This window comes from Bowmanella sp. JS7-9 (genome assembly GCF_004329715.1).
GTDB lineage: Bacteria > Pseudomonadota > Gammaproteobacteria > Enterobacterales > Alteromonadaceae > Pseudobowmanella > Pseudobowmanella zhangzhouensis.
The window spans coordinates 86,236-110,475 of the sequence record NZ_JXSY01000010.1 but is presented as its reverse complement, the minus strand read 5'-3'; the positions used below and the strand labels follow the sequence as shown (position 1 = coordinate 110,475).

Annotated in this window: 18 protein-coding genes and 1 tRNA gene; 9 read left to right on the top strand and 10 right to left on the bottom strand. The window is 52.0% G+C overall.

What is annotated here, in order from left to right:
* Window positions 1–461: 461 nt before the first annotated feature.
* Window positions 462–538, bottom strand: a tRNA-Arg gene (locus TK45_RS05490).
* Window positions 539–774: 236 nt separating this feature from the next.
* On the opposite strand from TK45_RS05490, the gene TK45_RS05485 reads away from it, so the two are divergent.
* Complete coding sequence (locus TK45_RS05485; RefSeq protein ID WP_131257637.1) at window positions 775–1,131, top strand: cytochrome c5 family protein; 357 nt, start codon at window positions 775–777, stop codon at window positions 1,129–1,131.
* A 133-nt stretch (window positions 1,132–1,264) separates the two neighbouring features.
* Entirely contained in the window at window positions 1,265–3,883 is a 2,619-nt protein-coding gene (locus tag TK45_RS05480) for an EAL domain-containing protein (protein ID WP_131257630.1), read from the top strand.
* On the opposite strand, the gene rep is transcribed toward TK45_RS05480, so the two are convergent.
* Window positions 3,873–5,891, bottom strand: coding sequence for a DNA helicase Rep (gene rep / locus TK45_RS05475; RefSeq protein ID WP_131257629.1), 2,019 nt, complete (start codon window positions 5,889–5,891; stop codon window positions 3,873–3,875). The two genes, TK45_RS05480 and rep, sit on opposite strands and share 11 nt — an antisense overlap.
* Window positions 5,892–6,043: 152 nt before the next feature.
* Here rep and TK45_RS05470 point away from each other — a divergent pair, with 152 nt between their 5' ends.
* Window positions 6,044–6,295, top strand: coding sequence for an accessory factor UbiK family protein (locus tag TK45_RS05470; RefSeq protein WP_131257628.1), 252 nt, complete (start codon window positions 6,044–6,046; stop codon window positions 6,293–6,295).
* A gap of 16 nt (window positions 6,296–6,311) precedes the next feature.
* Here TK45_RS05470 and ilvA read toward each other — a convergent pair whose 3' ends face one another.
* From ilvA to TK45_RS05455, 3 genes are all read right to left on the bottom strand, one after another.
* Window positions 6,312–7,859 carry a threonine ammonia-lyase, biosynthetic gene (gene ilvA / locus TK45_RS05465; protein WP_131257627.1) on the bottom strand — a complete coding sequence of 516 codons (1,548 nt, stop codon included), beginning with the start codon at window positions 7,857–7,859 and terminating at the stop codon, window positions 6,312–6,314.
* Window positions 7,859–9,709, bottom strand: coding sequence for a dihydroxy-acid dehydratase (gene ilvD / locus TK45_RS05460; RefSeq protein WP_131257626.1), 1,851 nt, complete (start codon window positions 9,707–9,709; stop codon window positions 7,859–7,861). The genes ilvA and ilvD overlap by 1 nt, the downstream gene beginning before the upstream one ends.
* A 132-nt stretch (window positions 9,710–9,841) precedes the next feature.
* A complete protein-coding gene (locus TK45_RS05455; RefSeq protein ID WP_131257625.1) occupies window positions 9,842–10,774 on the bottom strand; it encodes a branched-chain amino acid transaminase in 933 nt (310 codons plus the stop codon).
* Between the two features lie 364 nt (window positions 10,775–11,138).
* Between TK45_RS05455 and TK45_RS05450 the strand changes: the two genes are divergently transcribed.
* Complete coding sequence (locus tag TK45_RS05450) at window positions 11,139–11,783, top strand: trimeric intracellular cation channel family protein (protein WP_131257624.1); 645 nt, start codon at window positions 11,139–11,141, stop codon at window positions 11,781–11,783.
* Here TK45_RS05450 and TK45_RS16205 read toward each other — a convergent pair.
* Entirely contained in the window at window positions 11,780–12,982 is a 1,203-nt protein-coding gene (locus TK45_RS16205; protein WP_165490705.1) for a hypothetical protein, read from the bottom strand. The two genes, TK45_RS05450 and TK45_RS16205, sit on opposite strands and share 4 nt — an antisense overlap.
* Window positions 12,983–13,026: 44 nt before the next feature.
* On the opposite strand from TK45_RS16205, the gene TK45_RS16200 reads away from it, so the two are divergent.
* Window positions 13,027–14,004 (top strand): hypothetical protein, encoded by a 978-nt coding sequence (locus TK45_RS16200; protein ID WP_165490711.1) that lies wholly within the window; start codon window positions 13,027–13,029, stop codon window positions 14,002–14,004.
* A gap of 269 nt (window positions 14,005–14,273) precedes the next feature.
* On the opposite strand, the gene TK45_RS05435 is transcribed toward TK45_RS16200, so the two are convergent.
* Together TK45_RS05435 and TK45_RS05430 are read right to left on the bottom strand one after the other, a co-directional pair.
* Window positions 14,274–15,065: an outer membrane lipoprotein-sorting protein gene (locus TK45_RS05435; protein WP_131257622.1), complete on the bottom strand. Its 792-nt coding sequence runs from the start codon at window positions 15,063–15,065 to the stop codon at window positions 14,274–14,276.
* The gene (locus tag TK45_RS05430; protein ID WP_131257621.1) at window positions 15,055–17,367 is read right to left on the bottom strand and encodes an RND family transporter; all 2,313 of its coding nucleotides are present in this window, start codon (window positions 17,365–17,367) and stop codon (window positions 15,055–15,057) included. The genes TK45_RS05435 and TK45_RS05430 overlap by 11 nt, the downstream gene beginning before the upstream one ends.
* A gap of 203 nt (window positions 17,368–17,570) precedes the next feature.
* Here TK45_RS05430 and TK45_RS05425 point away from each other — a divergent pair, with 203 nt between their 5' ends.
* Window positions 17,571–19,088, top strand: coding sequence for a YifB family Mg chelatase-like AAA ATPase (locus TK45_RS05425; RefSeq protein ID WP_131257620.1), 1,518 nt, complete (start codon window positions 17,571–17,573; stop codon window positions 19,086–19,088).
* Here the strand turns inward: TK45_RS05425 and ilvY are convergent.
* Window positions 19,085–19,945 carry an HTH-type transcriptional activator IlvY gene (gene ilvY / locus TK45_RS05420; protein WP_131257636.1) on the bottom strand — a complete coding sequence of 287 codons (861 nt, stop codon included), beginning with the start codon at window positions 19,943–19,945 and terminating at the stop codon, window positions 19,085–19,087. The genes TK45_RS05425 and ilvY overlap by 4 nt on opposite strands.
* A 117-nt stretch (window positions 19,946–20,062) precedes the next feature.
* On the opposite strand from ilvY, the gene ilvC reads away from it, so the two are divergent.
* From ilvC to TK45_RS05405, 3 genes are all read left to right on the top strand, one after another.
* A complete protein-coding gene (gene ilvC, locus TK45_RS05415; protein ID WP_131257619.1) occupies window positions 20,063–21,547 on the top strand; it encodes a ketol-acid reductoisomerase in 1,485 nt (494 codons plus the stop codon).
* A gap of 119 nt (window positions 21,548–21,666) precedes the next feature.
* A complete protein-coding gene (locus TK45_RS05410; RefSeq protein ID WP_131257618.1) occupies window positions 21,667–22,332 on the top strand; it encodes a cyclase family protein in 666 nt (221 codons plus the stop codon).
* A 3-nt stretch (window positions 22,333–22,335) separates the two neighbouring features.
* Window positions 22,336–23,319 carry a GlxA family transcriptional regulator gene (locus TK45_RS05405; protein ID WP_131257617.1) on the top strand — a complete coding sequence of 328 codons (984 nt, stop codon included), beginning with the start codon at window positions 22,336–22,338 and terminating at the stop codon, window positions 23,317–23,319.
* Here TK45_RS05405 and TK45_RS05400 read toward each other — a convergent pair.
* Window positions 23,311–24,219 carry a DMT family transporter gene (locus TK45_RS05400; protein WP_131257616.1) on the bottom strand — a complete coding sequence of 303 codons (909 nt, stop codon included), beginning with the start codon at window positions 24,217–24,219 and terminating at the stop codon, window positions 23,311–23,313. The two genes, TK45_RS05405 and TK45_RS05400, sit on opposite strands and share 9 nt — an antisense overlap.
* Window positions 24,220–24,240: the final 21 nt, after the last annotated feature.

Sequence of the window (24,240 nt, the reverse complement as noted above, 5' to 3'; positions counted from 1 at the left end):
CGCACTGAAGTGCGTTCAAAAATGCCAATGTGTCGGATCATCCCGGCAAAACTGTCGAACCCTAGGTTCTCATCCACAAGGTACCGTAGATACAAAAAACCAACATTGCTGGTTAAGGCTGAGATGATAAGCAAAGGATTACTCGTATCATCCTGATACTCGCCCCGTTGGGGTCGTCGTCGCTTTGCTCCGACATGCAAAAACGTTCCTGACGTTTTGGTCGAACGAATAGGTTCTCATCCGTAGGGTGCAAAAACGCAAAAACCAGCCATAAAGGCTGGTTTTCGTGTTTTTTGGCGCACCCGATAGGATTACTCGTATCTTCCTGATACTCGCCCTTTCGGGCCGCACTAAAGTGCGTTCAAATTTGCTCCCAGCAAATTTGTCGAACCCTAGGTTCTCATCCACGAGGTACTGTAGATACAAAAAAGCCGACATTAAGTCGGCGTTTTTTGTATCTATGGCGCACCCGATAGGATTCGAACCTATGACCTTTGCCTCCGGAGGGCAACGCTCTATCCAGCTGAGCTACGGGTGCTTAAGCGGCGCATATAATACGTGCGCGGTTGCGGGGCATCAACCGATTTATCCGGCTTTTGTGCATAATCTTGCGCTGTTTTGCCACCCGCGCTGATCAAAATCTTGTTCACAAACGTTTGTTCGTTATAATCGTACCCAGAATTTTTCTAAGGTTTTTAACTGCTCGCAGTGCTGAGCGTGGAGGAAAGTGTGAAATCAGGTCTGAAAGCATTATTCGGTCTGCTTGCTGGCGTAATGGTGTTTGCTGCAAATGCACAACAGGATATGTCTGACGCTGCAATTAAAGAGCGCATCAAGCCGATGGCTCAGGTCACTGTTGCAGGTGCGTCATCTGCGGCTGCCGCATCTGGCCCTCGCTCTGGTGAAGACGTATATAAAGCCTCATGTTTCGCCTGTCACGGCACTGGCGCACTGGGTGCACCTAAGCCAGGTGACGCTGCGGCGTGGGGCCCACGTATCGAGCAAGGTATGGATACATTGCTGAGCCACGCACTGAACGGTTTTAATGCGATGCCGCCACGCGGTACCTGTGGTGCCTGTTCTGATGACGAGATCAAAGCCGCCATCGAACACATGATCAAGGATATCTAAGGGACGGGTATTCCCTTAAAAATCATTGAATTACACGAGACCACCAATGTGTGGTCTTTTATTTGTATAAGATGTATGCTAACGCTCGCTATTGGCAGGAGCCACTAGCGAGTTTTTTGCATAACAGGGTTGTATGACGACAATAAACCCGGCCGAACAATTAACAGTCGAAGAATTACGCGAGCTTGTCCCGCAGTTGCAGCAACTGACTGAAAAATATAAACGCGCCGAACTTGTACAAAAAGCACTCTTTGATATCTCTGAATTAGCCAGTTCGGTTTCGGAGCTTGGCTCCCTTTATCCTGCGATCCATGAAATTCTTGGCGAGTTAATGACCGCCAGAAACTTCTTCGTTGCCCTGTATGACCACAATGAAGAGTCGGTAAACTTTACCTATTTTGTCGATGAATTCGATGAACTTACCCTACGTTCTTTCCCTGCGGCGCAACTGAAACGCGGCCTGACAGGTTATTTGCTGCGTAGCGGCGAAGCGCTGTTCCTGCGTCACGAAACCATAGAAGCACAACTCAAAGGGCTGGATGTCGAAAACATCGGCGCGGCCCCTGTCGACTGGATCGGCGTGCCCCTGAAAAAAGGCCGCCAGGTCATCGGCGCCATGGTTATTCAAAGCTATGACGAGTCAGAGCGCTATGGCGAAGACGATCTGGAATTTATGCTGTTCGTGTCCCAGCACATTGTTAACGCGCTGGAGCGGGTGAAAAGCCGCGAACTGATTGAAAAAACCATCAAAGAACGCACCCAGCAGCTGGAAAACATCAACAGCGAACTGGAAGAAGAAATTTCTGAACGTCAGAAGATAGAACAGCTGCAACAGGCGCTGTTCGAGATTTCTGAGTTATCTGCCAATGTTGAAGGTGACATGGCGACGTTTTATGCCAGTTTGCACGATATTCTGTCGCGCCTGATCAGTGCCCCTAACTGTTATATTGCCACCTTAAATGAAGCGGGCGATCATCTGGAATTCCCGTATTTCAGTGATGAATTAACCACGGAAATCTCCTCGCGTCCTCTTGGCCGCGGCCTGACCGAATATGTATTACGCCATGGGCAGGCTGCCCTGATTGATACCGTTAACGTATCGGATTTAGCCGTACAGGGCGAAATCGACCCACAGACCGCGGGCAATATGAATGCTAACTTCAACTCCTGGCTGGGCTCGCCACTCATCGTGGAAGGCGAGATCTACGGGGTGATTGCGGTACAGACTTATAACGAAAACAAAGCCTATGGCCACCGAGATCTGGAATTACTGCGTTTCGTTTCACACCACATCGCCACGGCAATGGAGCGCAAACGCGCGGCCGAAGCGATTCAGCGCACTAACCAGATGCTGGAAGAAAAGGTCAGAGAGCGTACCGAGGCGTTAAACCGCACCGCCGAAAACCTGCGCAAACAGATTGAAGAGCGCAAGGAAATTGAATTACGCCTGATCCACGATGCGCACCATGATGCGCTGACCGGCCTGCCGAACCGCGTGATGTTTAACAACCGCCTGGAGCTGGCCGTAGCCAATAAACAGCGCCATAAAGAGCATAATTTTGCCGTGCTGTTTATCGATCTGGACCGCTTTAAGCAAATTAACGATACCCTCGGCCACCATGCCGGCGACCTGTTCCTGATTGAGGTCGCGAAGCGCATTGGCAAATGTATACGCGGGCACGATCTGCTTGCCCGTCTGGGTGGTGATGAATTTGTCGTACTGCTGGATAACTTCGAGACACTGGAAGATGCCGAAGACGTGGCCAGCCGGATAATTGACTCGCTGTCTCGGGTGTTTGTGCTGGATGACAAAGAAATGTACTCGGGCGCCAGTATTGGTATTGCCTCAATTGAGCCATGGTACCAGTCTGCCGACGAAGTGATCCGTGATGCCGATGCCGCTATGTATCAGTCTAAGTCCACGGGCCGCGGTCGCTATGTGGTGTTCGATAAGAGCATGCGAGAAAAGCTGCTGGAAGAGCTGGCACTGGAAAATGAATTCCGTCGCGACCTGCGTGAAAAGGCCTTTGAGTGTTATTTTCAGCCGGCCGCCACGCTGGAAACGAAAGAACCGCTGTATTTCGAAGCCTATATTCGCTGGGAACACCCTAAGCTTGGCAAAATTAAGCGTGACCAGTTCTATAAAGTGGCCGAAGACAGTGGCCTGACGCTGGAACTGGACGAGTTCTTAATCGGCCAGGCCTGTGCGCTGCTACGCCAGTGGCAATATTCTGATGGCCCGGAGAAACGCTATTCCATCGCTATCAATATGTCGGTGAATGAACTGGTGCAGCCCAAGCTCATCGATAAAATTCTCGATTTTATCCGTGCCAGCGGCGTGAACCCTTATCATCTGCTGTTTGAGTTTGATGAAAGCCAGATGAATCGCCGTTCACAGCATATTCTGCCTGCGCTGAAAAAACTCAAAAAGGCCGGTATTCAATTGGTGCTGGATAACTTCGGCAGCGGACTGGCATCTCTGAGCTACCTGTATTCCTACCCGTTTGATTACGTCAAAATCGATCATCGTTTTGTGAAATCGCTACCGCGCTCACAAAAGAACCTGAAGATGATTCAGTCAGTCCTGAATATTGGTGAACACCTTAACTTTAAGGTGATTGCAGAAGGCATCGAAACGGCTCAGCAATTCCGTGAACTGGTCAGAATTGGCTGCCTGTATGGCCAGGGCCATTATCTGGAGCCGGCGCGTAAGCTGTCCATCAAAGCGCCCGCCAAAGCGACTAACTCTTAAGCCCCAGCAAGCCTTTTAAATTGGCTAAACCCTGTTCGTTGCGTTTCTGACGTTCTTCTTTACTTTCTGTTTGCGGGCGATCCGCCCACACTACATCATCCTGCGGCAATTCATCCAGAAAGCGGCTTGGCTCGGGGCGAATTATCTCACCAAACTGACGACGCTCACGGGCCAGGGTAAAAAACAGCTCGCGCTGCGCACGGGTTATGCCCACATAGGCCAGACGGCGCTCTTCTTCGATATTGTCTTCATCGATACTGGTCTGGTGCGGTAATAAGCCTTCTTCCATCCCCACCATAAACACGTACGGGAATTCCAAGCCTTTAGACGCGTGCAGTGTCATCAGCTGTACCTGATCAGAGGATTCTTCATCTTCACCGCGTTCCATCATATCTCTTAGGATCAGACGATTAACCACTTCCTGCAGCGTCATTGGCGCATCCAGTTCATCGCCTTCCAGCATGTCGGTGACCCAGCGGAACAGCGTACTGATGTTAGCCATGCCCATCTCTGCAGCTTTCGGGCTGGCGCTGGTTTCATACAGGTATTCTTCGTACCCCATGGACTTAATCATTTCACGCACGACCTGCACGGTATCACCGCGCTTGGCATTGTCGGCCAGTTCAATCACCCACTGGGCAAACGCATGGATGGCATTGAGCGGCTTACCACTGACATGCATTGCCAGGCCCTGTTCACAGGCTGCGGTAAACATCGACACACCCAGTTCGTTGGCATAATTACCCAGGCGCTCCAGCGAGGTACGGCCAATGCCACGGGGCGGAATATTGATAATACGCAGCAGGGCGTTATCGTCATCCTGATTCACCAGCAAGCGCAGATAAGCCATGATGTCTTTAACCTCTGCACGGCCAAAGAACGAGGTACCACCGTTGATCTTGTAGGGGATACGGTTGCTCATCAGCATTTTTTCAAACACCCGCGACTGAAAATTACCACGATATAAAATCGCGTAATCGCCATAAGAGGTGTTGTTCATAAATTTGTGCGCCATCAGCTCGGCCACCACTTTCTGCGCTTCGTCATCCTCATTACGGGTCGGGATCACGCGCAGCTTTTCACCGTAATCCAGCTCAGAAAACAGTTTCTTTTCAAACACATGGGGGTTGTTCTGAATCAGGATATTGGCGGAATGCAGGATCCGCCCGGAGGAACGATAGTTTTGCTCCAGCATGATCACGCGCAGGCTGGGAAAGTGCTTTTCCAGCAGGATCAGGTTCTGCGGTTTGGCACCACGCCAGGAATAAATCGACTGATCATCATCGCCTACCACAGTAAAACGCGCGCGCTCGCCCACCAGTAAACGCACCAGTTCGTACTGGCTGGTATTGGTATCCTGATACTCATCCACCAGCAAATACTGAATTTTACGCTGCCATTTGAGGCGGATTTCTTCATTCTGCTTAAACAGCAGGGTGGGCAGCAGGATCAGATCATCGAAATCCAGTGCATTGTAGGCGCGCAGATGGTTCTGATAGCGCTGATAGAATTCCGCAAATTCGCGCTCACCGGGGGATTTGGCTTCGCGCAGCAACTGCTTCGGCCCGAGCAAATCATTCTTCCAGTTGGAGATGCAGCTTTGCAGTATATTCAGCTGGTCTTTGTCACCATCCAGCTCGGTCTCGGTTAGGTCCTTCAATAGCGCCAGCGTGTCTTTGTCATCAAACAGCGAAAAGCCTGCCTTAAGCCCCAGCGCTTTGTTCTCTTTTTTGATGATATTCAGGCCCAATGTGTGGAAGGTCGACACCTGCAAGCCACGGGCTTCCTGTTTGCCCAGCGTCTGGCCCACCCGCTCTTTCATCTCGCGCGCCGCTTTATTGGTAAAGGTCACGGCGGCAATATGCCGGGCGGGCATTTTACACTCGCGCACCAGATAGGCGATTTTGTTGGTGATCACGCGGGTTTTACCACTGCCGGCGCCTGCCAGTACCAGACAAGGTCCGGAGACAAAGGTTACTGCTTGTTGTTGGGCCGGGTTAAGTTTCATGAAGACTCCGCGTAATGGCAGCGAATTTTAAGGAATTCAGCGCCTGACTACCACCAACAATGCACCCAAACGGCAGGAAACTGCGTATTGGTTTACCACAGCAGCCGTTTCATGGTTACAATGAGCCGATTAAACCCACAGGTTAGCGCAACATGATTAACGCCAAAAAAATTGAAGAAATCGCCCGCCAAATCACCGACGCCATTCCACCAGGCGTAAAAACCATGGCCGAAGGGGCGGAAGAGAAAATCAAACAGACCCTGCAGGCGCAACTAGCCAAGCTGGATGTGGTGACGCGCGAAGAATTTGATGTACAGACACAGGTATTGGCAAAAACCCGTGCCAAACTGGACGCACTGGAAGCCAAAATCGCCGAACTGGAAGCGGCGCAACAGGCGAAATAAACCTGTTTGATGGCCGCTAGCTGCGGCCATGCATATCCGCTAAGAAAAACTTGTAAGCCGGATTGTCGGTTTGCTCGCGATACTGATAGCCCAGTTGCTGCAGGTGAGCGATAAAGTCTGTTTCACTGCCCGGCTGGATCTCAAAACCCGCTAATACCAAGCCATCCGCAGCACCATGATTGCGGTAATGGAACAGCGTAATATTCCAGCGCTCGCCCAAGGTTTGCAGAAACTTCATCAGCGCACCAGGGTACTCCGGAAACTCAAAAGAAAAAATCCGCTCGTGCTGCAACTGATGTGGTCGCCCGCCGACCATATAGCGCACGTGTAGCTTGGCCATCTCGTTATCGGACAAGTCAAACAGGCTATAGCCCTGGGTATGCAGGCGCTCAGTTAACGCGGCAAATTCCGCTTTGCCTTCCCGGAGCTTTAAGCCCACGAAGATATGTGCTTCGTCACCATCAGCATACCGATAGTTAAATTCTGTGATGCCGCGGCCACCGAGCTCTGCGCAAAATTCACGGAATGCGCCTTTGCGCTCGGGGATACGCACCGCAAACACGGCTTCTTTCTGCTCCCCAAGCTCACAGCGTTCAGACACATAGCGCAAGGTATGGAAGTTGATATTTGCTCCGCACAAAATGCCACCGAGCTTTTGTCCGCGCAGGTGATGCTGTTGCACATACTTGCGAATGGCCGCGACCGATAGCGCCCCGGCAGGCTCAGCGATGACGCGGGTATCATCGAAAATGTCTTTGATTGCCGCACAGATTTCATCGGTGCTGACCGTCATCACTTCATCCACATATTGCTGACAAAGGCGGAACGTCTCGTCACCGATAATCCGCACCGCGACCCCGTCGGCGAAAATGCCAACTGAATCCAGCGCCACGGGCTTGCCCGCCTCGAGCGCGGCCTGCAGGCAGGCAGAATCTTCGGCTTCTACCGCGACGATTTTTAGCTGCGGTTTAAGTTGCTTGAGATACACCGCTATACCGGCAGCCAACCCGCCACCGCCGACCGCAATGAATAAGGTATCCAACTCGGGTAACTGCTCGAGTAATTCACGCCCAATGGTGCCCTGCCCAGCAATCACATCCGGATGGTCAAAAGGCGGGATCATGGCGTAGCCATGGGTATCGGCCAGATGGGCAGCATGGGTTTTGGCGGCATCAAAGTTAGTCCCGTGCAGCACAACCGTGGCGTACTCACCACCAAATTTACGTACCGCATCGACCTTAATATCCGGCGTGGTTTCCGGCATCACAATCACCGCCGGCACATTGCGACGACGAGCCGAATAGGCCAGCCCCTGGGCATGATTGCCGGCTGATGCGGCAACAACCCCGCAGGCGGCTTCGGCATCGCTGAGTTGCGACAGGCGATTATAAGCACCGCGCAGTTTGAACGATTTGACCGGCTGTTGATCTTCCCGTTTCAGGTAAATCTCATTACCCAGTTCATCGGACAGACGAGTCAGATAATCCACGTCGCTCTTTACCGCGACATCATATACCGGGGCCAGTAGGATCTTTTTCAGGTATTCGGCATCGCTGACTGTCATCAGTCACCTTCCAGCAGCGTTTTATCCCGTACCGCGCCTTTGTCGGCGCTGGTTGCCAATAGCGCATACGCTTTGAGCGCCAGTGACACGCTGCGTTCACGATTCGCTGGTTTCCAGGGTCTGGCGCGCTGCTGCATGGCATCACGACGTGACTGCAGGGTTGCGTCATCAACGGCAAGATGAATCCGTCTGGCCGGGATATCGATCTCAATCAAATCACCATTTTCCACCAACCCGATAGTGCCGCCACTGGCGGCTTCCGGTGAGACATGGCCGATGGACAGGCCCGATGTACCGCCGGAAAAGCGTCCATCGGTAATCAGGGCGCAGGCTTTGCCCAGCCCTTTGGATTTTAAATAGGAGGTGGGATAGAGCATTTCCTGCATGCCCGGACCACCTTTCGGGCCTTCGTAGCGAATAAGCACCACTTCACCGGCCTGTACTTCATCACTGAGAATACCTTGCACCGCATCATCCTGGCTTTCATAGATGCGCGCCGGACCGCTGAAACGCAGATTATCTTCATCTACCCCGGCAGTTTTAACGATGCAGCCATTTTCGGCCAGATTGCCGTAGAGCACGGCCAGCCCGCCCTCCAGACTATAGGCATGCTGCATATCGCGGATACAACCTGCGCTGCGGTCAGTGTCTGCATCCGGCCAGCGACAATCCTGACTAAAGGCGCGGGTGGTGCGAATACCAGCCGGCCCGGCTCGATAAAACGTCGTCGCATCCACATTGGCACTGTCGGTGATATCCCACTGGCTGATCACATTGGCAATACTGCTGCCCAGCACGTGGCCGGCATCCGGATTGAGCAAACCTGCTTTGTTTAGTTCATTCAAAATGCCCATCACCCCGCCGGCGCGGTGCACATCTTCCATATGATATTGCTGAGTGGAGGGAGCCACTTTGCAAAGATGCGGCACCTTACGCGATAAACGATCGATGTCCGCCATGGTGAAGTCCACTTCAGCTTCCTGGGCGGCAGCCAACAGGTGCAGAATGGTATTGGTTGATCCACCCATGGCGATATCCAGACACATGGCGTTTTCAAACGCCGCCAGATTGGCAATATTGCGCGGCAGGGCAGAGGCGTCATCCTGTTGGTAGTAACGCTGGCACAGCTCCACCACCAACTGACCAGCCTGAATAAACAGCTGTTCACGATCGGCATGGGTGGCCAGTAATGAGCCATTACCCGGCAGCGATAACCCCAGCGCTTCGGTTAAACAGTTCATTGAGTTGGCGGTAAACATGCCCGAGCAGGAGCCGCAGGTAGGACAGGCTGAGCGTTCGATTTGTTCGCTGTCGGCATCGCTGACATTCGGGTTGGCTGCCGCGACCATGGCGTCGACCAGATCCAATTTAATCAGCTTATCGGAGAGCTTGGTTTTGCCCGCTTCCATTGGTCCGCCTGACACAAATACCACAGGGATATTCAGGCGCAGTGCCGCCATCAGCATGCCGGGCGTGATTTTGTCGCAGTTGGAAATGCACACCAGCGCGTCGGCACAATGGGCGTTGACCATGTATTCGACCGCATCAGCGATCAACTCTCTGGAAGGCAGGCTGTATAGCATGCCGCCATGCCCCATGGCGATTCCGTCATCCACCGCGATGGTGTTGAATTCTTTGGCTACGCCGCCGGCCTGTTCGACGCTCTGCGCGACTAATTGACCAAGATCTTTAAGATGGACATGCCCGGGAACAAACTGGGTGAAGGAATTGGCGATGGCGATAATGGGTTTACCAAAATCGGTGTCTTTCATACCGGTGGCCCGCCATAGCGCGCGGGCTCCCGCCATATTGCGCCCCTGAGTCGAGGTCGCGGATCGTAATTTGGGCATCACATGTCCTTCTTGCTAAACAGAAAACTCTTGTTCACCTGTTATTGTTTTTAGCGGTGAGTAGGGTACAGCGTAATCTGTCTGTCACAGCGGGCGCACCTATGTGCGCCCATCAAGAAGGCAAAAGTGGTGTTACTCGATTGGTGTTAACCAACCCCACTTGTCTTCTGTTTCGCCACTGAACAAACCGAAGAATGCATTCTGTACTTTCTCAGTAATCGGGCCACGGCCACCATTACCGACAGGAATACCATCTACACTGCGTACCGGCGTGACTTCCGCCGCTGTACCACACATTAAAATTTCATCTGCCAGATACAGGGCTTCACGCGGAATATTTTGTTCGCGCACTTCGTAGCCCATATCTTTCAGTAACGTAATCACAGTATCACGGGTGATGCCCGGTAAAATTGCCGCGGTAACCGGCGTGGTCATCACGATACCATTACGGATCACAAACAGGTTTTCACCGGCACCTTCACTGACCAGACCGTTACGATCCAGTGCAATCCCTTCCACATAGCCATGACGACGGGCTTCCATGGAGATCAGTTGCGACGACAGGTAGTTACCACCCGCTTTTGCGCCGGTTGGCATAGTGTTGGCAGCCAAACGGTTCCAGCTGGATACGCCTGCATCCACACCGTTTTTCAGGCCTTCTTCACCTAAATACGCGCCCCATTCGAAGGCAGCGATAACCAGTTCGGTTTCTGTGCCAAATGGCACCTGCAGACCCATGCCGATATCGCCGTAAAACGCGATAGGGCGAATATAGGCAGATTTCAGTTTGTTGGCTTTGACGATATCCAGCGTGGCCTGGTTAATTTCTTCCAGACTATACGGGATGGTCATACGATAAATCTTGGCAGAGTCGAGCAAACGCTGACTATGTTCCTGCAGACGGAACACACAGGTGCCTTTGTGCGGTGTGTGATAGGCGCGAACACCCTCAAAGACCGAAGATCCATAGTGAATCGCATGAGTCATCACATGCACTGTGGCGTTTTGCCACGGCATAATTTCCCCGTTAAACCAAATCAGTTCTGCTGTTTTCTTCTTTGCCATCTTGATTCCTTGCAACCTGCGCCACTGCGCCCAAATGATTGGCGTCGAGTATATCGCCATTTAAAACGAAAAACCCCCGTTGAAATACCGGGGGTTTGGTTGTCAGTGTAAACTGAGCCACTACACCCCCGGGTTCGGGATGACCACTCGAATAATCATTAGGGTAATAGCGGTTGCAAATTTCATGTCTGTGACTTATGCCTGTCTAGGATGGACATACAGATATCACGAAAAAATACCGCCAATCAAGAAACATTTATCCTCAATTTAAAAATAAACAGCAACAATATTTTCAATGCGCTGATATCTGACATTTTTATCCTAATGTGGGAACATAGGCTTTTACGTTTGATGCATTAGCGCGATGGGCGATTTTTTACCTGACAATGCCAGCGATTGGCTGCACTGGATTGATTTATTGGGCGTGGCAGTATTTGCCATTTCCGGCACCCTGATGGCCCATAAAAAGCACATGGATGGGATTGGCGTCATTGTGTTGGCGACGGTGACCGCCATTGGCGGTGGTACGCTGCGAGATTTGATTCTGGATGTCCCGGTGTTCTGGGTGTCCGATAACAGTTACCTATATGCCATTTTGCTTGCAGCGCTCATCACCATCATCTGGATCCGTCGCAGTGATCGCTTTCCATTGCGATTTTTGCTGCATGCCGATGCCATCGGGTTAGCATTTTTTAATATTATGGGGGCTCAAAAAGCACTTAGCATGGGTGTGTCGCCGGTTGTCGCGGTGATGATGGGTACCATGAGTGGCGTGTTTGGAGGTTTGCTGCGAGATGTGATTTGCCGGGAAATTCCATTGGTACTTAAAGGCGAATTGTATGCCACCGCCTGTATCATCGGCGGCATACTCTATACCCTGTGTTTGTATGTAGGGATGGCAAGTCATTGGAGCATGGCCGCAGGTATTCTGGTTACTCTGACCATCCGCTTGCTGGCAATGCGTTACCACTGGCAGCTAACGGTCTTTCATCCGCCGACTAACCATTAAAAATGGTAGGTAAAGGTCAGCTGGGCGAAATCATCCTGACGTATGTACCACAATGGGTCGCTGGCCTGTTGATTGATAAACAGCCAGATATCTATATTCATGGTCCAGGCCGCTGAAAGACGGGTTTGCCCTTCAACCAGAAAAACACGGCTGCTGGTTTCATCCAAATCCTGCATCATACCGGCGAGTATTTGGCTGTCATCCATATCATTGAACCCAATGCGCGTGCCGAGGAACAAATCATTCTGGTTAAAACTGCTGGCGTCTGTACCCCGACTGTCGTACTGATATTCCAGCAACAGACCGACATCAATGGCGGAATCGCTGACGCCATACAAGGTGTATTCAAAGCCACCTACTGCGGCCTGATAGTCTTCAAATAGCTCACCTTCGCGGTGAATCGCTTCCAGCTTCCAGATCCAGTCACCGCTGAGATATAACGACTCAAGGCCATATTGGGTCATTTGCGGATAGAGCGGTCGCAAATGCGTCATAGGATTCAACGGGTCAGCAACCATCAACGGATCGCGTGACGTGCCATCAAATGCCGATAATGCGAGCTCCCAGTCACCGAATAACTGACTCCAGCGCAGGGCGTAATCCACGTGCTGTTGCTCATCCGCTGATTCATACAGCGCATCGTCATCGGTATTAATCAACACTGGCAGGCGTAAACGCCCTTCGGGCCCGGCAAAGGTACGTTCACGAAAATAAGGCATGACGAATATATCCAGATTGCCCCATCCACCATTGGTGGCAAGGCGCAGCATCGGCTGGCCTAACTTGTCTTCGGTATCCGGATGTTCGACTAAATCTGTCTGATTCACTACATCAACCAGGTGCAATGACTCGGCCTGTCCCCAAAACACTTTGTCGATGCCAGCATGGACTTCCCACCCTTCACCGACGTGAAAATATTTGAGTTCACGAATATCCACATGGCTGCGCTCGCTATCCTGGCTGTCCCAGCGGCCAAATACACTGGCAACAAGTGCGTCCCTCTCATCATTCCAAGGCACGTAAGCGGTTAACAAAGTGCTAATAGAGGTAGTGCTGTCAGTCTGCGCCGGATAGGCGGCCTGCTGCCAGAAATAGCGACCCTGCATAGCGAGTTCACCATCCAGTCGAAGCGGTGATTGTTGCTGTTCAGAGCGACTGGCAACTTCAGGTAGGGCAGCGAATGGCGATAGTACCGGCATAGCGCTTGCCGTTGGATTTTCCTCAGGTTCAGCATCTGTCGAGGATGTCTCCTGTGCAGCTGGAGCTGGAGCTGGAGCTGGAGCTGGAGCTGGAGCTGGAGCTGGAGCTGGAGCTGGAGCTGGAGCTGGAGCTGGAGCTGGAGCTGGAGCTGGAGCTGGAGCTGGAGCTGGAGCTGGAGCTGGAGCTGGAGCTGGAGCTGGAGCTGGAGCTGGAGCTGGAGCTGGAGCTGGAGCTGGAGCTGGAGCTGGAGCTGGAGCTGGAGCTGGAGCTGGAGCTGGAGCTGGAGCTGGAGCTGGAGCTGGAGCTGGAGCTGGAGCTGGAGCTGGAGCTGGAGCTGGAGCTGGAGCTGGAGCTGGAGCTGGAGCTGGAGCTGGAGCTGGAGCTGGAGCTGGAGCTGGAGCTGGAGCTGGAGCTGGAGCTGGAGCTGGAGCTGGAGCTGGAGCTGGAGCTGGAGCTGGAGCTGGAGCTGGAGCTGGAGCTGGAGCTGGAGCTGGAGCTGGAGCTGGAGCTGGAGCTGGAGCTGGAGCTGGAGCTGGAGCTGGAGCTGGAGCTGGAGCTGGAGCTGGAGCTGGAGCTGGAGCTGGAGCTGGAGCTGGAGCTGGAGCTGGAGCTGGAGCTGGAGCTGGAGCTGGAGCTGGAGCTGGAGCTGGAGCTGGAGCTGGAGCTGGAGCTGGAGCTGGAGCTGGAGCTGGAGCTGGAGCTGGAGCTGGAGCTGGAGCTGGAGCTGGAGCTGGAGCTGGAGCTGGAGCTGGAGCTGGAGCTGGAGCTGGAGCTGGAGCTGGAGCTGGAGCTGGAGCTGGAGCTGGAGCTGGAGCTGGAGCTGGAGCTGGAGCTGGAGCTGGAGCTGGAGCTGGAGCTGGAGCTGGAGCTGGAGCTGGAGCTGGAGCTGGAGCTGGAGCTGGAGCTGGAGCTGGAGCTGGAGCTGGAGCTGGAGCTGGAGCTGGAGCTGGAGCTGGAGCTTTGTCAGGATGAGCTTCACCGGAAACATCTGCAACTACAGCATCACACCCTGGCAAAGTAAGTGTACTGCCTGCACGCAAGCTGGTCAGGCTGGCATCGTTAAAAGCACGTGGATTCGCAGCGCGAATAGCCTGCATCCATTCAGATAACGCGACACCTAACGGGCGGTGGTTAAAAGCGATACGCCACAAGGTTTCCCCTTCGGCAACCGGACCATATTGCTGATCATTACCTGGCGAACAGACTTGTGCTGCGCTGGATGCTGAGCCGATTGCCAGTGAAATGGCCAGCGCAACCCTTGCAATACGAGTAGGCATTAACGTCATCCTATTATCTCGCACGTTTAAGACTATTTTGAGTAAAATCATCAACGCTCAAATTCGTATCAAAACTGATGCTATCGATGGCTAATGTCGTACTTTTGCCAGTTTGGTGATTGACCATATCGATGCGATGAGGGCGCCAATATTTATCTTTGTGTAACTGATAATCCGACATCGTCGCAGTTTTTAACAATGCGCCTTTGCGATCGTAATACTCTGTTTTAAGTGGACGAAATGCCTCGGTATCGAGCCAGGTAATCACTTTGGTATAACCAGAATAGCGATCTGTTGGGGTAGCCTCGATGACGTGCAATGCGACGCCATTGACAGTTTCATCGCGTAACCAGTTAAAGCGGAATTTATCCAGCTCAAAGGACGTCAGATCCTCATAAGCAAACTCACTACCCATGAACGGACCGGATTTATTGTTCGAAGAAATACGTTTAACCCGTTTAAGCGCTGGCATAAACAGCCACTGCTCATCGGCACCATCAACGTGAGAGTAGGTTAAAAAGGCAGTGCCTTTTACATCTGCAGGCTGATCAAAAATAGTCAGACTCTTGTCACCATCACCCTGTACTTCTAACGCCTGGGTGCGCAATTGGCGCACCGACTCGTTGCCCTGCGCGTCACGTAAAATCATACGGTTAGATGATTCAGAACTGCCCCAGCCCACATCCCGCTCTTTGCGTTGCTTGGCAATATCAAAACCTTTTTGCTGCGTAGCGTCGTCTGCAATCGCTGAAACTGACACGCTTAAACAAGCGGCCATTAAAAATCTCACCCAGTTAGTTCGCATCCTTCACCTCCTGATACGTCTCGCCTTTGTCCACTAACATCAAAAACGCGGGCAAAAAGAAAAAATCCACCAACAGCGCTATGGCAATAATAGCAGCGGTCAGTAAACCGAGGTCGCTGTTGAGGTTAAAGTCGGAAAGAGACAGCAACATAAACCCGGTAATCAGCACCAACGTCGTTACCCACAACGCCTTACCGACGCTGATAAATGCATAGCGTACCGCCTGCTCGGCATCTTTGCCCGCCTGACGGGCGTGCTTATATTTACTGAGGAAGTGGACCGTATCGTCGACCACAATCCCTAAACACATGGATGTCACCACTGACAAACCCAAGTTGACGTTACCGTTGTAAACCGCCCACACACCAAATCCGATACCTGCGGGTGCCAGATTGGGAATTAGTGAAATCAATCCCAAACGGACATCTTTTAGCGCAATCATCAGCAGCCCAGAGATCATCACGATGGCCCACGCTGTGCCCCACAGCATACTGGTCATATTGCGTTCGCCGATATGCGCGAACATCAATCCTACTCCCGCAACAGACACATTCACTTCGGGATAGTAGCGAGCGAGCCAGCTACGTACCCGCTGCTCAAATGCCACCATTTCCTTGCTGCCATTTTCGTGCAGGGTCACCGACAACTTCACTGCTGATTTATTCAGATTGAGCTGGTTATTTAAATCCAGTCCGTAAGGCAGCGACATCTCGTACAGCAGCAAATACTGGGCTGCAAGATCCTGCTCTTTGGGTAAACGATAAAAGTCATTGTCATCGTTGTGCATGTTACGATTTAAGCGCTTATATACATCAGCCAGTGTAAACACGTGGTCCACTTCCGGCTGGGCACGCAACCAGCTGGAAAATGATTCAAGTTTCTGCAGAAACAAAGGTGAGTTAACGCCGCTGGCTTCACCGGTTTCCAGCGCGATATCTACTGTGGTAAATCCAGTCAGATATTGCTGCATGAAATCCGCGTCCTGACGCAATGCGACATCTTCATCAAAGTATTCAATTGCCACATCATTAATGCTGTTAAACGGCATTAATACGGTAAAACCAACGATTACCGCACTGGATACGGGTAATAACCAACCACGATTGCGAATATTCCACTCCGCAAAGCGGTTCATCATTGGCTGTTTACCTTCCGCCACAGCGGGCGGATTAAGTGGCAACACACGCAAAAATGCCGGGAATATAGTTATCGACAACCACCACGCCAGAATCACACCAATCGCAGTAAGATTGCCCAGATCTCGAAGGGGTGGCACGTCTGAGAAGTTGAAAGTCAAAAAGCCAATCGCGGTGGTCGCGCTGGTAATAAAAATAGGTTTGAAATTTAGCGCAAGACTGGCGGCAATCGCGTCATTTTTATGCATACCATTACGCATATTAAACAACACACCCGACCCCATATGCACGCAATCGGCCACAGCCAGCGTCATCACAATAATCGGAACATTGACTGTCGCCGTTGAAAGGTAATACCCGAGCCAACCTGCAATACCCAATGTCACGGCAATACTCATGATAATGACCAACACTGTGCCCGTTGTTGCCGTAAACGAACGCAAAAGAATCACCAACATCAGGATGACCGCAATAAACATCGCGGGCAATAAGGTGGACGCATCTTTATTGGCCTCTTCAAAGAAGCCATTGTTTACCATTACCACGCCCGTAAGATGGAATTCGACCCCTGCGTATTGCAAGTCATAGCGGGCAACCAGATCGCGGACAAATGTCACTATTTCGGCGCTTTGTGCAGTTTTTAACTGATCATCATCCGATTGCTGCACGGTGATATTGATCATGGTGACACGGCCATCTTCTGAAATCAGTTTATTGACTAGTGAAGGCTCGTGAAGGGCAATCGTGCGAATCTTTTCGACTTTTTCCGGTGACAAATCTTCAGTGAACTCCAATAGCGGCGCCACCAACAAATCATCGTCTATGGCCTCGGTAAACTGGAAGTTTGTTACTGAATCGACCCGTGAAGAGTAGGGCGTTTGCCAGGCATCTTCTGTCATCCGCCACACCAGCTCGAGCATCCGTTCAGAGAACACACTGTCCTGCTTGGGCGCAATCACAATGCCGACGTTATCCGATTTATTAAACGTCGCCTGCATAGACTCGAAGTCGCGCAGCTGCGGGTTTTCTGCGCCAAAAAACACTTTGTAATCGCCACGAAAATACAACTGGCTGGCGCCCCATGCTGCCACAACGGTAAGCAACACGCTGAGAATCAGCGTTACCCAGCTACGCCGTAATGCCCAGTTTTCGATTAATTTTTCCATAAATATCAGGTCGTTAATTTCGCAGGCTAAAACAATAAGTAATCATGACACAGTTATCGCAATATCGCACAAGTCCACAGGTTAGGTGGTATCCCGATTGATAACTTATTGTATTAAATAATATTTTCCACTGACATTGCGCTTACCCGGCTAGCGACTACGTTTTATAGACAGCGTTGCTTTGTTATCGCCACGGAGAGCCCATGTCATTAGCACGCGTTTTCAGTCGCGCCTCAATTGGTGTCAATGCCCCACTTATTCAAATTGAGGTTCATCTGGCCAATGGCTTGCCGGCGTTCAATATCGTCGGTTTACCCGAAGCGTCAGTGCGAGAAGCGCGGGAGCGGGTGCGCAGCGCCCTGCAAAACTCCGGATTCGATTTCCCTGCGCGACGCATCACCGTCAATATGGCACCCGCCGATTTGCCCAAAGAAGGAGGGCGATTTGATTTAGCTATCGCCATCGGCATCATCAGTGCGGGCGGCCTGATACCTCCTGATACCTTGCAAAACGTCGAGTTACTTGGCGAATTAAGTCTTAATGGGGAATTGCAGGGCGTCAGTGCGTGTTTACCTTTTGTTATAGCGGCAGGCAAAGCTGGCCACAAAGCCATTGTCCCCAATGCCAACCAGGCCGAAGCCGCTTTGATTGATAATATGGACGTTGTTAATGCGCATTCTCTGATTGAGGTATTTCATCACCTTTTGGGTCAACAAAGTCTGCCGGTTTGCCAACACGACGAAACCTCACAACAGACCCTCTATCCTTTCGATTTGGCTGATGTCATAGGCCAGCAAGCCGCCAAGCGGGCACTGGAAATTGCTGCAGCAGGTGGGCATAACCTGCTGATGATAGGCCCGCCGGGCACAGGTAAAACCATGCTGGCACAGCGGCTGGTCACATTATTACCGCCCATGTCAGATGACGAGGCACTCGCCTCTGCGGCCATTCGTTCGGTTGCCGGCATGCAACCGGACAGTGTCCACTGGCGCCAACGGCCGTTTCGCGCACCCCACCATACTAGCTCTGCTGTAGCTCTGGTTGGCGGCGGCAGTAATCCGCGTCCGGGCGAGATTTCACTGGCCCATCATGGCGTATTATTTCTGGATGAGTTGCCCGAATTTGATCGCAAAGTGCTGGATGTGCTCAGAGAACCGATGGAGTCTGGTACCGTCAGTATCTCAAGAGCGGCACGGCAGGCGGAATTTCCCGCACAGTTTCAGCTGGTTGCAGCAATGAACCCCAGCCCCACCGGTGCACTGGATGACGGACGCAGCACAGGTGATCAGGTACTTCGCTATATCAATCGCATATCTGGTCCATTTTTAGACCGCATCGATATGCAATTGGATGTGCCAAGGCTACCCCAAGGCAGCCTGAGCAATCCCAACCAGCAGCAGAGTGAAACCAGTGCGCAGGTGCGTGAACGGGTAATGGCTGCCCACCAACGCCAGCTGACCCGGTGTGGTAAATGCAATGCGCAGCTCTCTACCCGGGAGATTGCACGGTACTGCCCCTTGCTCAGTGACGATCAACATTTTCTGGAGCAAGCCGTCGAAAAATTGGGATTATCGGTGCGTAGTTATCACCGAATCATAAAAGTGGCACGCACCATTGCCGACTTAGCCGATGACGCCAATATCGGCCGCAGCCATCTTGCACAGGCGCTGAGCTACCGGGCACTTGATCGTACCCTGGCGCAACTGACGTCAACTGTTTAAAGGGTGGCGGACACGATAGCGGCAATGACAGGATCCCGCGCACGCTCACGCATATAACATAATCCAAGCTTAAACGGCTCAATGCCGGATAGCGGCAAATAACTGATGCGGCTGGCTGCCACCGATTGCTCCACCACGACTTTCGGCACAATCCCGACACCACAACCCAGCGCGACCATACTCACGATCGCTTCATGCCCATTGACCTTAGCGTAGATACGCGGGCGAATCCCATGCTGCCGGAACCATTGGTTGGCAAGCGGTACCGATGGACCAGACTCCGCCATAATCACCGACACCTGTTGCCAGTCAAGTTGCTCTGCCTGTGTGACTTTCATGCTGGCCGGCACGATTAGCCCCAACGGCAAGGTGTCTAAATGCCGGTAGTCCAGTTCAGCGGGAAATTGCTCATCCACCACCGCTAGCGCCAAATCCGCGTTGCCGTGCAGCACATTGGCAACCGCCTGACCTGGCTCACCCGTAGTGAGTTTGACATCGACCTGGGGAAACTGCTGAGCAAGCGCCGACAGTATTGCCGGTGCGTGGCTGAAACTGGCCGTTACCGAGCAAAACAGATGCACATGGCCATGCAGCTTTTGCTGACTGTCCCTGAAACCCGCCTTCAAGGTCGCCCAATCCTGCAAATATTGGCGGGCAAAGGTCAGAAGTTGTTCGCCTTCAAAGGTAAGGCGTACATTGCGGTTATCACGGCTAAATAAACTCACTCCACAATCCTGCTCGAGGCGCTGAATAGCCCGGCTCAGAGTCGAAGGAGTTACATGCATCGCTTCTGCGGTCTTAGCGAAATGCAGGCTGGTGGCTAACTGTGTGAAAAGTTGCAGGTTACGGCTGTCCATTTGTTGCACTTTTTGCAATTAAGTATTGCGAATATATCACTTTATACAACACCAGCAAGATTCTACAGTGAACCTATCGCCCTGAAAGGGCTCCAGATTGATGCAGTGAAGAAAGTTATGGCCAATTATTTTAATCAGTTACCGTTTCGTACCCAGTTGGACCAGTTAGGTCGTTGTCGCTTTATGCAGCGGGAAGAATTTGCCCAGGGTTGCGATTACCTCAAAGGCAAGAAAATCGTAATCGTAGGTTGCGGTGCGCAAGGCCTGAATCAGGGCCTCAATATGCGTGATTCAGGTTTAGACGTTGCCTATGCCCTGCGTCAGGCGGCTATCGACGAAAAACGTGATTCGTGGCAACGTGCCACCAGCAACGGCTTTGAGGTTGGTACCTATGAGCAACTGATCCCAGGTGCCGATTTGGTTTATAACCTGACCCCGGACAAACAGCACAATGCCGTCGTCACGGCGGTGATGCCTTTGATGAAACAAGGGGCGACATTAAGCTATTCCCACGGATTTAATATTGTTGAAGAAGGTCAGCAGATTCGTGCGGATATCACCGTGGTCATGTGCGCACCCAAATGCCCGGGCACCGAAGTACGTGAAGAGTATAAGCGTGGTTTCGGCGTTCCCACCCTGATTGCGGTACATCCTGAAAACGATCCAAACGGTGATGGTCTGGATATTGCCAAAGCTCTGGCATCGGCGACCGGTGGCGATCGTGCTGGCGTATTGGAGTCATCGTTTGTTGCAGAAGTAAAATCCGACCTGATGGGCGAGCAAACCATCCTGTGCGGAATGCAGCAATCTGCCGCGATTCTGGCGTTTGAAAAAATGACCGCAGATGGCATCGACGCAGCCTATGCCGCGGCGCTAATTCAATATGGTCTGCAGGCGATCACAGAAGCCCTCAAGCTCGGTGGGGTAACCCACATGATGGATCGTTTACCGAACGCCGCGAAATTGCGCGCGTATCAACTGTCGGACGAGATTAAACAACTGTTGAAACCCTTGTTTGAGAAACATCAGGACGACATCATCAGTGGCGAGTTCTCCCGCACTATGATGGCCGACTGGGCGAATGACGACGCTAATCTGCTGAAATGGCGTGAAGAAACCCGTCAGAGTGGTTTTGAAAATGCACCGGTTTATGAAGGTCAAATCGATGAGCAGGAATTTTTCGATAAAGGCATTTTCCTGGTTGCCATGATCAAAGCCGGCGTAGAGCAGGCTTTCGATACGATGGTACAAGCCGGTATGCTGCCTGAGTCAGCCTATTACGAGTCTCTGCATGAAACCCCGTTAATCGCCAATACTATTGCTCGTAAGCGCCTGTATGAGATGAACGTGGTGATTTCCGATACCGCTGAGTATGGCAACTATCTGTTTGCCAATGCCGCGATTCCGACCCTGCGCGCGCAGCTGATGCCTACCTTAAGTACGGCGGAAATCGGCAAGGGCCTAGCCAAAGCCCATGGTGGGGTAGATAACAAAGCACTAATCGATGTGAATCAGGCGATTCGTCAACATCCGGTTGAAACCATCGGTGCCCAGTTACGAGGTTATATGACAGCAATGCAAGCGATTGTTTTACAAGCGTAAATCCCTGGTAGCGAGAGTGAAATTGATTTTTAGGTAGTCCTCGCCTTGTGTTTAGCCCGGCTTTAGCCGGGCTTTTTTTATGCCCCGATTGATTATATGGTGAACAAAAAGGAGGGCCTATGCATACCCGGCTTATCGATCTCAGCCACGAAATATTCGATGGTTTAATTACTTATAAAGGCCTCCCTGCTCCGGTGATTTGTGATTTTCTCAGCCGTGAACAAAGCAAGGCGAACTATGGCGGTCAGCACAGCGTGCAAATCGGCCGGATTAATATGGTGTCGAATACCGGCACCTACGTGGATGTACCGTTTCATTTTTGTGAGCACGGTGAAGACTTAGCGCAGCTGGAACTGTCACACTTTGCCGAATTACCCGGCATTTGCATCGATGCCCATGGCGTGCAGGCCATCGGCCCCGAACTTTTTGCCGGCAAGGCGCTGCGAGGCAGGGCGGTGTTGATCCACACCGGCTGGTCACAACACTGGAACACGCCGGTCTATTTTGAAAACCATCCGTTTCTCACCGAAGCCGCTGCCGGGTATCTTCAACAAGCCGGTGTGATGCTGGTGGGCATCGACTCGCACAATATTGACGATACCCGCGGCGTCACTCGTCCGGTACATCAGCACCTGTTGTCACACCGGATTTTAATTGTCGAACACCTGACCAATCTCGCCAGCCTGCCGCAGCAGGACTTTTTGTTTAGTGCCGTGCCACCCAAAGTTGCGGGCATGGGTACCTTTCCTGTGCGCGCCTATGCGTCACTGACGGCAAAAGGTTAGCCAATGAACAAACCGGCATTTACCATTGGCCTGTTGGTGTATCCCCATTGCTTACCCTCGCAACTTTTTGGATTGCGCGACAGTCTGCAGGTGGCTAATCGAGTGGCAGAGCTGGAAAAATTGCCGCCGCTGGATATCAAGCTGATTGGTTTGCAGGACTCAGTACAAAGCGTCAATGGGGAATGGCAAATTGGCTGCAGCACACAGACAGATGATATTGATGTGTTGTTAGTGCCCGGATTCTTTTTACGGCGCCGCGCCGAACTGCCCAAAATCATTAATGCGCTGCATGATGAAGTCCATCTGTTAAAGCACTTTGCCGCATCGGGACGCCTGCTGGCCAGTTGCTGTGTCGGTAGTTTCCTGTTAGCGGAAGCGGGAGTGCTGGATAAGAAACACGCCACCACAGCCTGGTATTTTGCCGATCAATTGCGTCAGCATTCGCCAACCTGTTTTGTCGACAATCAGGCCATGTTAATCACCGATGGCAATATTGCAACCAGCGGCGCAATGCTCAGTTGGGTCGATTTGATCATTACGCTGATTAGCCGCATTTACTCACAAGACATCAGTCGTCTTTGCCGACAACTGTTACTCGCTGACGCACCGCGTACCAGTCAGGCAGCGTTTATGAACCTGTCCCTGACCCGCATTCGGCGCGGCCATTTCGCCGAACAGGTCGAGGCGTTACTGGATGCCAATCTGGCCAGTCCCTATGACCTGAATCAGATGGCCGCCGCATTACAAACCAGCACCCGCACCTTATTGCGCAAATACAATCAGTTACGTGGCATCTCGCCATTGAAATATCTGCAAAACCGCCGTATGGAACAGGCACGTCAATTACTGGAGACCAGTACACTGAGTATCGAGCAAATTGCCCAACAGGTCGGCTATCAGGATCTCAGTGCGTTTCGGGCGGTTTTCAACCGCGAAGCCGGTATGCCGCCAGCCAGCTATCGGCGCATGGTCTCCCGCTCAGGCTGATTGCCGCGCTGGGCGCAAATGCCGCATCAAACGAAGTTTGCCCAGTGCAGTGGCATTGCCCAGCAGAATAACGCCAATCCCCAGCAGGGTTTGCCATTGCCACTGGAAGTTCTCAAACCAACTGGATAACACTAGTGCCACCAGTGGAAACAGCAGAACCACAAATACTGAGCGATCAGAACCGATTTTTTGCATCAATTTCATATAGGCACCAAACGCCAGTACGGTGCCAAACACACTTAAATAAACCGTCGCCAGCCAAAAATCTGAATCCGCCGGCAAGGTCAACGGGATACCACCTATCCAGATGGCCAATAACATCGCAATCACGGCGTAACTCATGCCCCAGAAGTTCAACTGCACAACAGGTACGCCATGCTCCAGTACATATTCATTCAGCACGTTGCCCACTGAGGCAAAAAAGTTGGAACCAATAACCAGTAAAATCCCGCCAATGAGCAGGCTATCGGTCGACAGACGTGCAAATTCAGGCCTGAAAACCAGTACCAGACCAATCACCCCGAGGCTGGCACCAAGCAACACATCACGCCGCACCGGCTTGTTAAAAAACCAGCGACGCAGCAGCACATTCATATAAATCATTAAACAACTCATCAGCGCCACCACGGCACTGATCAGGTGCTCTTCGCCGTAATACAGCAGGGTGTAGTCCAACCAGTACAGCGCCAGCCCACCGGCGGCGACCGGAAGGTGCAGTTGTCTGGGTATGCGCAATGAGCGGCGCGATAGAGTGATCCATACCAGCAGCAAAAAAGCCGCGATCACGAAGCGATACAACACCGAGACCATAGGATCAACCACACCTAATTGCAGGCGGATTACCAGCCAGGTCGAGCCCCAAATTAAGGTACAGATAGCGAACAACACTGCGACTTGCATAGATTTTCCAATAAAAAACCC